The organism is Bacillus sp. ChL18 (genome assembly GCF_026241425.1).
Lineage (GTDB): Bacteria > Bacillota > Bacilli > Bacillales > Bacillaceae > Bacillus > Bacillus velezensis.
Genome location: NZ_JAPHWE010000002.1, coordinates 660,681 through 674,906, shown reverse-complemented (window position 1 = coordinate 674,906; position 14,226 = coordinate 660,681). Strand labels below are relative to the sequence as shown.

Below are 14,226 nucleotides of genomic sequence, written 5' to 3'. Positions count from 1 at the left end.
CTACAGCTCCTTTAACCCAACATTGATATCTATTTAATACCTGTTCCCGAACCGCTAAGACCTTCCAAAATGTAGCGCTGAGCCACAATATAAATCAAGATCAAAGGGATGGTGGAAATCGTCAATACAGCCATAACTTGATTTGTGTAGACAGGCTCTGTGCTATTGATTGCTGTAATCGCAACTTGAATCGGAAATTTCGACTTATCCGTCAAAACCATCAGCGGCCAAATATAATCATTCCAGCTGCCGATAAAGGCTAAAGTTCCGACAGTGGCTACAGCCGGTTTAGACATCGGTATCATAATCCTCCAGAAGATTTGCCATGTATTTGCTCCGTCAAGCTTGGCCGATTCAATCATTTCTTCCGGAATTGACATGAAAAAGTTTCGGAACAAATAAATATTGAATGCCCCCGCTAATGCCGGCAAAATAACGGCAAGGCGTGTATCGACCAGACCGATTTTATGAATAATTGTAAACTGTGAGATTAAAATCGTTTCAAACGGCACAATTAAAAGCGCCAACAAAATGCCAAAGAGAATCTTTTTCCCTGTAAATTGCAGTTTGGCGAATGCAAACCCTGCCATTCCGTTAATCACAACAGATCCGGCTGCTACGCACAAGCCATAAAAAAGACTGTTACCAATATACATGAGCAAATCAAACCGAGTCAGCACTTCCTTATAGGATGAAAACCATTCTGCCAGATGAAGAGAGGGCAGAAACGCTTTGAAACTGTTCATATTATTGTAAATTTCCGCTTCCGGTTTCATTGAGGATGCGATCATCCAAATGAGCGGAAAAATAAATAGAACGGCCAGCAAAACAAGGCACGTGTACTCCAGAATTGTCAAAGGCCCGACCTTACGTCTCAATGGTCTTCATCCTCCTTAACCAGCTTGCGTTGTGCGAGTGTCACCAATCCAATAATCGTTCCAAACAAGAGCGCGATCGAGCTTGCATATCCGACCATCCGATCGGTAAATCCGGTTTGATAAATATAATAGACAACGGTCATCGTTGAATTGACTGGTCCGCCCTGGGTCATAACCATGGGCTGAACAAGGAGTTTAAACGCGCTGATCAGCGTTGTGATAAAGATAAAAACAGATGTCGGTTTTAACAAAGGTAATGTAATGTAAATAAAACGCTGCCATTTATTCATACCATCTAATTGCGCCGCCTCGTAGACATCCTCGGGAATGTTTTGCAGACCCGCTAAAAAAATGAGCATCTGAAAACCTGCTCCCTGCCAAGCGGAAACGACAACGATCGTAAAGATTGCTTGCTTAGGGCTCGTTAAGAAAGGCTGTGGTGATAGACCGAAGTGCGCCAATATATTATTTATCATACCTTCATTCGGATTCAGCAAATACAGCCACAAAACGGAAATGACAACCAGTGACATGACGACGGGACTAAAGTATGCGACTTTGAAAAAAGCGTTCGCTTTGCGCTTTTTATTCAATAGGAGGGCAAGCCCGAGTGCTGCCCCGACCTGTAACGGTATCAAAAAGACGACAAATGTAATGGTGTTACCCAAACTTTTTAAGAATATTGGATCCTGAAAAAGTTTGATGAAATTATCAAAGCCGATAAACTTACGCAAATCAGGCGTCAGCAAATAGTAATCTGTAAATGCGTAGTACACAGCCATGATGGAAGGAATCACAAGAAACATTAATAAAATAAGCGATGCCGGCCCTAAGAACATATATGCGACTGCGTTTTCCCGCCAGCGTATTTTTTTCACTGGCTTTCTTTCTAATGGAAAGGCCGGTCTAGTCTCTTTCAATATTGTTTTATTCATGGCGCCCACCTGCTAGTTTGCCTTATCGATGGCGGATTGCATTTCTTTTACACGTGTATCCAGCACTTTTTGAATATCCTGATTTTGATCATAAAAGCTAATGTCATCGATTGTTTGCTGAAATGCTCGGGTTACCTGCGGATATGCCGGTGTCACCGGACGTGCATGCCCTGTTTCTTTCAGCTGCTGCATAAAGACATTCATTTCATCAGAAAATTCTTTTGTCAGCACTTTCTCTGATGAATAACGTACAGGCAGGGCGGCGATCGATCGGCTTAATTCGATATTGGAATCCTTATTGGTCATCCAATCTACTAATTTTGCTGCCCATTCCTTATTTTCAGATGCTTGTGTCATTGCGAACTGCCAGCTTCCTGAAGGAGAGACAAGCTTTTTGGTTTTTGGCGATACAGGATATGGCATCACTCCATAATCGACGTTGGAAAAGTTCGTTTTCAGATCGGTTATTGTCCACACGCCGCTCATCTTCATCGGGTATTTCTCCGTCTCAAACGCTTGTTTGACAGGGGTGCGTGTAGTATAGCCCTCTTTAAGCATCGTTTGTATAAACGTCATCGCTTCAACAGCTGGTTTTTCGTTAAAGACGCCATCCGCTTTCTTCCCGTTTTCTGAAAGAATATCCCCGCCAGCTGACCAAACAAACGGTAAGAGCGCATAAGTCAATATTTCGTCTTTTGACTGTAATTGCATGTCGATGGCTGGTTTTTCAAATTTATTTTTCAGCGTTTTGCAAAGCTCAAGAAATTCATTCCATGTCCAAGGATCTTTTACTGTTGGCAGCGTTTTCAAATCAACCCCGGCATCCTTAAGCATTTTTTTGTTATAGTAGATGCCGACCGACGATTCACTGACGCCAATTGCATACAGTTTACCTTGGTAGGTGCCTTGCTGCTTAATGCTCGGCAATAAATCATCCTGGTCTTTCATATACTCATCCAAAGGTGCAATAACGCCAGATTTTGCATAAGCTGCAGTATTTGGTCCGTCCAAAGTGATAACATCAGGCAGGGTGTTTGTTGTCAGTGCCGCATTCACTTTGTCTTCATAACCTCCGCCGTTACCGCTTCGGGGAATGAATTCAATTTTTGCCTCGACATTTTCTGAAGCGTACTTTTTATTAAAAGCATCCACCCTTTTTTTATAAACCTTTCCTTCTTCATTATCATCAGATACATGCACCCACATTGAAATGATTTTTTTTCCGCCGCTATTTGCACTTTCGCTTTTGTTGCACCCCCAGACTGCAAACATGAGCAACAGTGACAAACTTCCTAACATCCATCTTTTCATATTCGTTCATTTCCCTCCTTTTGCCAAAAAACATAAAAGCGCTTTCAAAAAGAATTGTATGTCAACCGGTTTCATATGTCAATCGGTTGACATACAATTTTCTGATTATTTCAATCAAACAAAAACGCACCCTCTTTATATGAAAACAGAAACATGGAATGTCCTTGCACATGTCAGCCTGATTCTCTAAAATAAGTGCGTGACGGAAATTGTAAGCCATTTCAGTAAGCAGGAGGGCACGGGAATGAAGCCTAACATTCATGATGTTGCGAAAATAGCGGGAGTTTCATCTACAACCGTTTCGCGGGTATTAAATAACCGCGGCTATATCAGCGAAAAAACAAAAGAAAAAGTGTACAAGGCGATGGAAGAAATCAATTACTTTCCAAACGATCTGGCCCGCTCTTTATTCCGAAAACGAACCAATTTAATAGGACTTATCATCCCAAACTCCAGCAATCCGTTTTTCGGCGAACTCGCCTTTCATATTGAAAGCATTTGTACGTCCATGGGCTACAAACTGCTGCTTTGCAACAGTTTACATCGAAAGGATAAGGAAGAAAAATATTTGGAGATGCTGATAAGAAACCAAGTGGACGGCGTGATCGCCGTGACTTACAACCGGGGAATTCTCAATTATCACAAGCAAAATCTGCCGATTGTCGCCATTGACCATTACTTATCGGACACGATTCCCGTCGTCGGCTCAGACAACTATGACGGCGGAAAAAAGGCGGCAGAACTGCTGATTGAAAAAGGGTGCCGGCACATCGTCCATATCAACGGCCCGCTTGAACTCGAGACACCGGCAAACCTCAGAAGAAAAGCATACGAAGACGTCATGCATGAACACGGACGGAGGCCTATTACATATGAAGTACCCTTTTATCAGCATTACCATGACATTATTTCAACATTATTCGATGAACAGCCTGACACCGACGGAATTTTTGCCAGCGATGATATCATGGCGGCTGCAGTGATGACCGAGGCCAAAAAACGGGGAATAGACATCCCGAATCAATTAAAAGTGATCGGTTATGACGGCACCGAAACCGTTCAATCGGTTCTGCCGGATTTGGCAACCATCCAGCAGCCGATTGAATTGATTTCCAAAACAGCCATCGAGATTTTAGCAAAAGAAATTGAAGGCGAATTTGATGATTTGCCGCTGGAAACGTATTTGCCGGTACGGCTTTTGGAAGGGCGGACAACGTAGTCAGACTCTTCAGCCGTACGTACCGACGCGATTGCGGTCTATTTTGAGCGCTCCCGCCATATCATTTTCTCAAGCGCCGGCGCTGATCATCCTCATTTCCACTTTGCTGTTTGAACTTTTTGTTTTATGGGAAAAATGGTGTTAGAAGAAAAGGTTGGCATTTTGGTCAGCGTTTTGTTTGACCTTTATTGACCAAAAATGTATCATGTAAATACATACTTACCTAAAAGGTGAAGGAGGAGCATTATGAATTTAATACCTACAGTCATTGAACAAACGAACCGCGGAGAAAGAGCTTATGACATTTACTCCCGTCTTTTGAAGGACCGTATTATCATGCTTGGATCTGCGATTGATGACAACGTTGCGAACTCCATCGTGTCACAGCTTTTATTCCTTGAAGCGGAAGACCCTGAAAAAGATATTTCCATTTACATTAACAGCCCTGGCGGATCAATCACTGCCGGCATGGCAATCTATGATACAATGCAGTTCATTAAACCGAAAGTATCCACGATCTGCATCGGTATGGCCGCTTCTATGGGAGCATTTTTACTTGCAGCCGGAGAAAAAGGCAAACGTTACGCGCTTCCTAACAGTGAAGTTATGATTCACCAGCCGCTTGGCGGAGCGCAAGGACAGGCGACAGAAATTGAAATCGCGGCAAAACGCATTCTCTTGCTTCGCGACAAATTAAACAAAGTGCTTGCTGAACGTACCGGCCAGCCGCTTGAAGTCATTGAGCGCGATACAGACCGCGACAACTTCAAATCAGCTGATGAAGCCTTAGAATACGGCTTAATCGATAAAGTGCTGACACGCAATACAGAAGACCAGAAGTAATGCCCAAAAAACCTGCAAGAGATGATGTCTCTTGCAGGTTTTTTTCACTCTCTGATGCTTTTTAAAACCTTTCCCCTATACTGCTTCCATTCTTCCTTCAACAGCTCAAACGACAATTCACCGGTTTGCCTCACAACCAGATCAGCACCAAGCATCGACTGTTCACACCCGACACCGACCGCGAACATCCCGGCAGATTTGATTGCAGAGATTCCTGCTTCAGCATCTTCTATTGCCGCGCATTCAGCCGCGGAAACACCGAGCAGCGCTGCAGCTGTTAAAAAGATTTCTGGATCAGGCTTCCCCTTCGCAAGAGCCGCCGGGTCAACAATGGCTTGAAAATCATCGATAACCGCCAAACGTTTTAAGATCGCGCGGGCATTGCGGCTAGAAGATGCTAACCCGATTTTTATATTTTCATTTTTTAATTCACAAAGAAGCCTGCCGATTCCCGGCAAGAGATCTTCCTGCGTCAATCTGCTGATCAACGTTTGATAATATTGGTTTTTTTGATGCAGCAGTTCTTGTTTCTCCGCATGTGTAAACCTTTTTTCCGCTCCGCCAAAAATAAGGATCCTTTCAAGTGACGCTTCCCGGCTGATTCCTTTCAGGTTTTCATTCACACTTCTGTCAAGGGGAATATCGATTTGTTCCGCCGTATATTTCCAAGCGAGAAAATGATATTCCGCAGTATCTGTTATCACTCCGTCTAAATCAAAAATAACCGCTTTCATATGCTGATACCCCTCACAGCTTCATAAGGTTTGAGGCTGATACTCTTCAAGTCAGCCGGCTCCTCCGGATAGTTCGAAATCAGGATTTTCCAACGCTCATGGATCAGTTCCGGAGGCGCTTCGAACCGGGCCTTGTCTTCCGACAAATTCACAACGACGAGAAGCTTTTTCCCTTGATATTTACGGATATAACAATAGATTTGCGGATCATCTTCCAGCAGCAGCTGATAATCTCCGTATATCATGATCTTATGTTGCTTTCGTAATTGAATGAGCTTCTGATAGTAATAGAAAATTGAATCTTGATCTTCCAAGGATTCTTTCACATTGATTTCTTGATAGCGGGAATTGACCGCTAACCAAGGGTCTCCGGCTGTGAATCCGGCATGTTTTCCTGCATCCCATTGCATCGGCGTCCTCGCGTGATCCCGCCCTTTCTTCGCCGCGGCTTTCCGGAAGTCTTCCTTCGTCATCGTCTTGTTTTCGATGACTAGTTCACGATACGCATTTTTGATCTCGAGATCGTCATACATCTCCAGCGGCATATCACTGTTGACCATGCCGATTTCTTCTCCCTGGTAAATAAACGGGGTGCCTTTCATCCCGTGGAGAACCGTTGCGAATGCTTTCGCACACTGTTTTCGCAGCTCACCGTCATTGCCCCAGCGGGAAATCACCCGCGGCTGATCGTGGTTCTCAAAATACAAGGTATTCCAGCCGCTATTCATCAACCCGGTCTGCCACCTTGTCATCGTTTGTTTTAAAGCAATTACATCAAACGGCTTGATCTGCCATTTCCCATTTGGCGAGTTTTGTTCTGTATCGATATCCATATGTTCAAATGTAAAGATCATATTCAGCTCTTGCCTGCCTGCATCCGTATATTTTTTCGCCTCTTCAATATCAGAACCGTTTGCCTCTCCGACCGTCATGCAGTCGTAATGAGAAAGCACTTCCCTGTTCATTTCTTGAATAAATTCATGCAGGCGGGGGCCGTTAGAGTGATAACGGCCGACAATATGGGAGCGGCTGTTATCTGTTTCATAGTCCGGAAAATCGGTATGTTTGGAAATGGAACCGATCACATCCATCCGCCAGCCGTCAACGCCTTTATCCATCCAGAACTTCATCAGATCATACACTTCCCGGCGAACGGCTTCATTTTCCCAATTTAAATCAGGCTGTTTTTTCGAAAAGTAGTGCAAATAATACTGTCCTGTCCCTTCATCGAACGTCCACGCCGAGCCTGAAAAAATCGATCCCCAATTATTCGGCTCAGAACCGTCCGATTTCGGGTCTTTCCAAAAATAATAATCCCGGTAAGGATTGTCCTTCGACTTGCGGCTTTCAGCAAACCAGGCATGTTCATCCGACGTGTGGTTCACAACCAGATCCATGATGATTTTCATTCCGCGCTGATGCACTTCATCAATTAACTGAAACATATCTTCATTTGTTCCGAATTTTTCGTACATGTTTCTGTAGTCACTGATGTCATAGCCGTTGTCATCCTGCGGAGAATCAAACACGGGCGACAGCCAGATCACATCCGCGCCAAGTCTTTTGATATAATCAAGCTTTTTGATAATGCCTTGTAAATCCCCAAATCCATCTCCATTGGAATCATAAAAACTGCGCGGGTAAATTTGATACACGACAGCTTCTTTCCACCACTCACTCATCAGGCATTCTCCTTTCACATCGTTCATTCAGCATCATCGGCTCGCCATAAACTGTGATGGACACCAGTTCCCCTTTGACAAGCTCAAAGATGGCGCGCCTTTCTTCGACCGTCACCTTGATCAAGCGGTTTCGATAATTGATATGGAACGAGTAACCGTCCCATTCATTCGGCAAAAATGGGGTGAATGAGAGCGTTCCTTTTAAAGTACGCATGCCGGCAAACCCTTGGACGATCGCCAGCCAGCTTCCCGTCATTGAGGTAATGTGAAGGCCTTCCTCCGTATCACGATTGTAATTGTCGAGATCAAGCCTTGCTGTACGCTTATATAATTCAAGCGCCTTCTTTTCCATCCTCAATTCGGCAGCGAGCACCGCGTGAATGGAGGGCGATAAGCTTGATTCATGAACCGTCATTGGTTCATAAAATTCATAGTTGCGGCGTTTTTCGTCTATAGAGAAACGGTCAGGAAATAAATAAATGCCTTGCAGCACATCGGCTTGTTTAATAAAGCTGGAGCGGAGGATTTTGTCCCATGACCAATTTTGATAAAGAGGCCGTTCAGCTGGATCTAATTCGTCAACTGATTGCAGGTCTTTGTCCAAAAATGTGTCATGCTGAACGAAAATTTGCAGTTCTTCACTATACGGATAGTACATGTGCCGGATGATTTCTCTCCAGACTTTCAATTCTTCTTCCTGCACATCCAGAAGGCGGCGTTTCTCCGCTGAGATCCTTTCGAGACTTTGCAGAGTATAATCCAACGTCCAAGCCGCAATGACATTCGTATACCAATTGTTGTTAACGTTGTTTTCGTATTCATTCGGCCCTGTGACGCCATGGATCATATACTTATTTTTTCGTTTCGAGAAGTGAACACGGCCGGCCCAAAACCTGCTGATCTCAACAAGAACATCTATACCGTATTCATCCATATAGGCGCGATCCCCTGTATATTGGACATAATTGCAGATCGCATAGCAAATCGCGCCGTTGCGGTGAATTTCTTCAAACGTAATTTCCCACTCATTGTGGCATTCATCTCCGGTAAACGTCACCATCGGATAAAGCGCCCCCTTCATCCCCAGCTTGGCGGCGTTCCGTTTGGCAGACTCCAAATGATGATAGCGGTACAAAAGCAGGTTTTTCGTGACTTCCGGCTCGGCTGTCGCCAAATACATCGGAATGGCATACGCCTCGGTATCCCAATAGGCGGCACCGCCGTATTTTTCGCCTGTAAATCCTTTCGGTCCGATGTTCAAACGGGCATCTGCCCCGTAGTATGTCGAGAATAACTGAAAGATATTGTAGCGGATGCCTTGCTGAAGTTCCTCATCTCCCTTTATCTCTATATCCGCTTTTGCCCATCTTTCCTTCCACTTGGCAATATGCTGCTGTCTCGCTTCTTCATAACCTTGCTTAAGAATAGCCGCCAAAAGCTCCTCCCCTTTCGAAGTAAGCTCTGCTTCTTGAACATCGCGTGAAGTCGTGACAACAATAAACTTTTTCAATGAAGCTTTGTTTTGGTAGCTGAAGCGATTTTCAGCATACATGCCGGAAGTTTGAAAGCTTTGACTGACATATCCTTCTGTCAAATTTTCCATTAAGGCGGAGACGGTGAAACGCGGCGTTCCGAACGGATTGTCGAGCGTTTTTGCCGTTATGTGACCGCGGCGGCAGTCCGCTCCTGTCTCTTTTTCCTGCCAAAACCGCTCTTGATAGTTTGAATCTTCGTTTACAACATTGCCATCAAGATAAGGGACAAGCGTAATAACGGCGTCCCCTGTCAGACACTCCGCTTCATAATGAATCGCACATAGCTCTTTTACGGCCAGGCTGAGAAATCGTTCTGATTTGATTCGCACGGTTTTATCCTGAATACGGACAACAGCGCTCCTCCTCAGAATTCCTTCTTTCATATGAAGCTCTAACTCAAATGATTCGAGTCGGTTTTGATAGAGATCGACTTTTTCACCGTCAAGATACACATCTATACCAATAAAATTCATCGCATTGATCACTTTTCCGAAATAGTCCGGATACCCGTTTTTCCACCAGCCTACCCGCGTTTTGTCAGGGAACCACACGCCCGCAATATATGTGCCTTGATGGCTGCCGCCTGAATAGCCCTCTTCGAAATTCCCCCTGATGCCCATATAGCCGTTGGCAAGAGAAGTCAGGCTTTCCTGCAGCCGTATATACTCTTTTTGAAATGTATTGGTTTTGATTTTCCATTCATCAATCTCAAACAACCGCTGATTTATCATGTCTTCCTCCCGAATGAACATTTTCATTATGACGGCGGGTTTTAGCCATATATCTGAATAAAAAAGCAATCATCAACGTGACGCCGCATGTATGAACCATTAATACAGTAATCAAATCAAAGCGGATCAGCCCGATAGCAGCTGCCGCGAATGCAGGCAGAGCCGATGCGCAAATCGCTGCAGAAGCTGCTTCCTTACATGACGCGATATCGATCATTTTTGATAATTTTGCCATCCAGATGCCTCCCGCAAGCACAGCTGTAAAAAACAGCTGGATCAAAAAAATCACCGCGCACCCCAGCATCATGATCATCGGCTTATACTGTGCCAGCCACAATTGACCGATAACAGCCTCCGTCTCATATACGCCCGGGTCCGTAAGCCTGGCGTCCGCTTTCCCATAGCGAACTGAAAACCCCATTCCGTTTTGGTCGGTCATAATCAGCCGGTCAGGCTGGAATATGACCGCGTTGTCATATCCTTTTACACGCAAACGCCCATTTTCACCGTTTGGTTTCCATTCATGCTCCATATCGACTGCCAGCAGATGTTTGCCCTCTTCGATTTGATCAAAACGCTGTCCGCCTGTCAGTTTTCCGTTCCTGATTTGAATACCGTTTAATTGTTCGGCAAAACGATCATTCACTGCAGAAAGCGCCGCAGGCATAACCAATTTGAGGCTGAAGCGGTCCATTTTCAAAAACGACATCGTAAACGGCGCCATAAGGCAGGACGTCAAAAACATAAAGAGAAAGGAGAGCTGAAGCCAGCTGAATGTTTTCCCGTAACGGCAAATACCTGAAGGAGACACCGACGCTTTAAGACTGCGGATCATAAAGCTTTCATTTTGCACACTCTTCATTGAACTACCCCTTTGTTCCGCCCGCCGCCAGCCCGGATACAAAGTTCTTTTGGAGAAAAAAGAACAAGATGCATATCGGCAGTGCGGCAAGTATAGCCCCCGCCGCAAACAGGGCGACTTTTTGCTGCTGCGGATTTGAAATGAACGACTGCAATCCTACTGCAATGGTCAGCCTTTCCGGCGAGCGAAGCAAAAACTTCGCCAGCAAATAGTCCCCGAACGGCGCCATAAACGCCCAAAGCGCTTGAACGGCAAGCATCGGCTTCACAAGCGGCAGCACAATGGAGGCAAATATCCTGAAGTGCCCCGCTCCATCCATCCGCGCAGCCTCATCAATTTCTCTCGGAACTGTATCAAAATAACCTTTCATCAGCCACGTGTTCATCGGAATTCCGCCGCCGATATAGATCGCTGTCAAAAACCAGTATTGATCAAGAGCGCCTATCAGCATGGCCAATACATAAAAAGCAGTCAGCGCTGCCATTGTGGGCACCATTTGAATGATTAAAAAGAAGACAAGACTCTTTTTTCGCCCCGCAAACCGATAGCGGCTGTACGTATACCCGGCAAGCGTTACAATCGTGACCTGCAATACCATGACTGACAGCGCGATAATCAGCGTATTGCTGTACCAATGAAGATAGAGCGTCTCTTCAAACAGCCGCTTAAAATGATCAAAAGTCCAGGAACCTGAGAAATCGAGCTGAAAAGCCGTCACATTTCCCGCACGGAAAGCGGAAGAGGCCGTAATCAGCAGCGGATATAAAATGACAATGCTTAAAACCAGCAAAAATAAATAGGTGCAGATTTTCGTAAGCATTCCGGCCGTTCTGGAACCCATCTACATCACCTCCTCATTGCCGAAAGCATTTGACTTTTTAAAAGCAATCAGGGAAATTCCAATGACGACGAAAGAAATTAACAATGTCACGGCCGCTGCCACAGCATATTGCGGAGAAGTGCCGGTTGTCAGTTTATAGATCCAGGAAATTAAAATATCGGTCGACCCGGCACCGGCTCCCGCGCTTCCCGGACCGCCTTCATTAAACAAATAGATGATCGAAAAATTATTAAAGTTAAATGTGTACTGTGTAATCATCACCGGTGCCGTCGCAAATAAAATCATCGGTAATGTAATATTGCGAAAACGCTGCATAAAAGAAGCCCCGTCAATCTTTGCGGCTTCATACAATTCACCCGGAATCGACTGCAAGACCCCCGTTACCATGACATAAATATAAGGAAAGCCAAGCCAGGTCTGAATCATAATCAGAGCGGTCTTCGTCCAGAAAGCATCAGTCTTCCACGCGATCGCCGGCAGTTCCACAAACGGCAGGTGGTTAATTAATGGAATCACCTGCGTGTTCATCGCCCCTATACTGTCATTAAAAATATTGGAAAAGCTCATAATTGTGATAAAGGCCGGAACAGCCCATGGAAATAAGAAAATCATTCGGAATATCCGTCTGCCTTTAATAAAATCTTGATTCACGAATAGTGCCGTTACGATCCCCAAAATGATTTGCAGCGTTGTTGCACAGATTGTCCATATCATGGTCCAGCCCAGTACATTCACAAATGTTTCCCGGTAGGAACCGACAAAAAAGATATTCAAGAAATTTTTAAAGCCGACCCAGTCAATCAGACTGTTAGGCGGTATATGATAAAAATCATAGTTTGTTAAGGCAACAAACAGAGTCACCAAAACAGGAAAAATAATCACAAACACCATCATGAGATATGCCGGCAGTGTAAATAAATAAGGAAACCCTTTATCTCCCGCATGGCGGATGATATCCTTGGCCGCTGTATTCACCTTCAAACCCGCCGCTTTCATAGCGGCGGTATGACGGAAATCATAAACTGAAAAGATATAGAACATGAGAAAAATCAACGTCAAGATCAATTGCAGCGTGCCTTCAATCAGCATAAATAATGAGTGATCTTCACCGGGAACACTTCCCAAGGTAACCAATCCGGTCAGCGCCTCAATACCGAAAACGCATAATTCAACAGCAAACAAACTCGTAATGACCAGAAATAAGATCCCCTTTGATATCTGCTGATTCGCGATCTGTCCAATTCCCGGAATGATCGATAAAAACCATGACGCCTTCCGTTTTTGGTGTAAAAGTGTATCATCTTTATTCATTTTTCGCCCTCTATTCTTACGGACACTTCCCCTCCGATTTTATTTCACATACTTTTCTTTGATGTTTTCTTTTATGACGTTTACCGCATCATCCGCCGATTTTTTTGCTGTTTTTTTCCCCGAAGCCGCATCAAACATTAAACTTTCAGCGCCGGTCCATACCTCGGCCATTTCAGGAATATTCGGCGCAGGTGCCGCTGACTCATATTGTTTAATAACAGCTGACGCCAGCTCATTTTTTTGCTCCCCCGCTTTCTTCCTTGCGGCTGTGTTGGCCGGAACTTCATTTGTATCCTCATAAAAGGCGTAAGCATTGGCATCATTTGTTGCATACTCAAGCCATTTTTCAGCCAGCTCGGGTTCCTTTGTATATTTTGAAGCAACCCAGCCTTTGCCGCCCGCAAACGGAGCATATTCTTTTCCGTTTGGCAATGTCGGAATAGGAGCGGCGCCATAGTTCAGGCCGGCCTCTTGAAAATTGGCAGCCGACCAAGGCCCGCCGATGATTGCAGCCGCTTTCTTATCCAAAAACATTTGCTGAATAAAATCGTCTGCGCTTGAGTTATCCTGCATGCCTTTTGGCCAATATGTTTTAAACCATTTCTCCGCATATTTCACCGCTTCTGCAGCCCCTTTATTGTTCAGGCCGATATCCCCGGGATCTGTGCCGTTTTTCCCGAATACATATCCGCCGTAACCGGACAGCAAACCGTACGACATATAAAAGTCAGTCCACTTTGCTAAAAATCCCGTTGACTTTCCTTTTTCAGAAGCAAATGAAAAGCGGGGATCCTCTGTTAATGTTTCAAGGTCTTTAAATGTTGCCGGCGCTTTTTTTATAAGATCTTTGTTGTAATACAGAACAAGCGTCTCAATCACCAGCGGCATTCCATACACCTTTCCGTTAACCGTTACCTGCTGCATCTCTTTATCTCCAAAACTTTTTGTATCAGCAGGTTTTAGATCAAGCAAATGACCTTGCTGCGCCAAACTGCCGATCCGGTCATATGCGGCAAGCATAACGTCAGGCGCATTGCCGGCAGGGCCGTCCAAAGGAAGCGCCTCCAGCTGATCGAACATTTGCTTTTCTGCAATGTTGATTGTGACGTGATTCTCTTTTTCAAACTCTCCTTTAATGCTTTCAATATATTTTTTATAGGTTTCTTCAACGGACACGGTCAGTACCTTTTTGCCGTCAGAGCCAGCCGATTCTTTTGAATTTGAACAGGCGCCGAGACAGAATGCCAAAACTGATGCCGTCAATAAAGCCAATCCCTTTTTGACGAACCCCGCCATATCTTTTCCCCCTTTTATTATGAATCTATTACAATTCTACTCCGTTAG

At 44.7% G+C, this 14,226-nt stretch carries 12 protein-coding genes; 2 read left to right on the top strand and 10 right to left on the bottom strand.

Going from position 1 to position 14,226, the window contains the following annotated elements:
• Positions 1–29: 29 nt before the first annotated feature.
• From OQ477_RS14385 to OQ477_RS14375, 3 genes are read right to left on the bottom strand one after another with little or no spacing between them, the layout of a single operon-like run.
• Positions 30–878: a carbohydrate ABC transporter permease gene (locus tag OQ477_RS14385; protein ID WP_265972889.1), complete on the bottom strand. Its 849-nt coding sequence runs from the start codon at positions 876–878 to the stop codon at positions 30–32.
• Complete coding sequence (locus OQ477_RS14380) at positions 875–1,813, bottom strand: carbohydrate ABC transporter permease (protein ID WP_416346532.1); 939 nt, start codon at positions 1,811–1,813, stop codon at positions 875–877. Before OQ477_RS14380 ends, OQ477_RS14385 begins: the two co-directional genes overlap by 4 nt.
• A gap of 12 nt (positions 1,814–1,825) precedes the next feature.
• Entirely contained in the window at positions 1,826–3,124 is a 1,299-nt protein-coding gene (locus tag OQ477_RS14375; RefSeq protein WP_265972886.1) for an ABC transporter substrate-binding protein, read from the bottom strand.
• A gap of 244 nt (positions 3,125–3,368) precedes the next feature.
• Between OQ477_RS14375 and OQ477_RS14370 the strand changes: the two genes are divergently transcribed.
• Complete coding sequence (locus OQ477_RS14370; protein WP_265972885.1) at positions 3,369–4,343, top strand: LacI family DNA-binding transcriptional regulator; 975 nt, start codon at positions 3,369–3,371, stop codon at positions 4,341–4,343.
• Positions 4,344–4,589: 246 nt separating this feature from the next.
• Positions 4,590–5,186: an ATP-dependent Clp endopeptidase proteolytic subunit ClpP gene (gene clpP / locus OQ477_RS14365; protein WP_003151513.1), complete on the top strand. Its 597-nt coding sequence runs from the start codon at positions 4,590–4,592 to the stop codon at positions 5,184–5,186.
• A gap of 44 nt (positions 5,187–5,230) precedes the next feature.
• On the opposite strand, the gene pgmB is transcribed toward clpP, so the two are convergent.
• Genes pgmB through OQ477_RS14330 form a run of 7 tightly spaced genes read right to left on the bottom strand, consistent with a single transcriptional unit; the run spans position 5,231 to position 14,178 of the window.
• Positions 5,231–5,920 (bottom strand): beta-phosphoglucomutase, encoded by a 690-nt coding sequence (gene pgmB / locus OQ477_RS14360; protein ID WP_265972884.1) that lies wholly within the window; start codon positions 5,918–5,920, stop codon positions 5,231–5,233.
• Entirely contained in the window at positions 5,917–7,602 is a 1,686-nt protein-coding gene (locus OQ477_RS14355) for a glycoside hydrolase family 13 protein (protein WP_265972882.1), read from the bottom strand. The genes pgmB and OQ477_RS14355 overlap by 4 nt, the downstream gene beginning before the upstream one ends.
• Positions 7,595–9,868 (bottom strand): glycoside hydrolase family 65 protein, encoded by a 2,274-nt coding sequence (locus OQ477_RS14350; protein ID WP_265972880.1) that lies wholly within the window; start codon positions 9,866–9,868, stop codon positions 7,595–7,597. Before OQ477_RS14350 ends, OQ477_RS14355 begins: the two co-directional genes overlap by 8 nt.
• Entirely contained in the window at positions 9,846–10,730 is an 885-nt protein-coding gene (locus OQ477_RS14345) for a DUF1189 family protein (protein WP_265972878.1), read from the bottom strand. The genes OQ477_RS14350 and OQ477_RS14345 overlap by 23 nt, the downstream gene beginning before the upstream one ends.
• Before the next feature lie 4 nt (positions 10,731–10,734).
• The gene (locus tag OQ477_RS14340; RefSeq protein WP_014418954.1) at positions 10,735–11,571 is read right to left on the bottom strand and encodes a sugar ABC transporter permease; all 837 of its coding nucleotides are present in this window, start codon (positions 11,569–11,571) and stop codon (positions 10,735–10,737) included.
• On the bottom strand, positions 11,572–12,882 hold the full coding sequence (locus tag OQ477_RS14335) for a carbohydrate ABC transporter permease (protein ID WP_022553841.1): 1,311 nt from the start codon (positions 12,880–12,882) through the stop codon (positions 11,572–11,574).
• Between the two features lie 39 nt (positions 12,883–12,921).
• On the bottom strand, positions 12,922–14,178 hold the full coding sequence (locus OQ477_RS14330) for an extracellular solute-binding protein (RefSeq protein WP_060562516.1): 1,257 nt from the start codon (positions 14,176–14,178) through the stop codon (positions 12,922–12,924).
• Positions 14,179–14,226 lie beyond the last annotated feature (48 nt).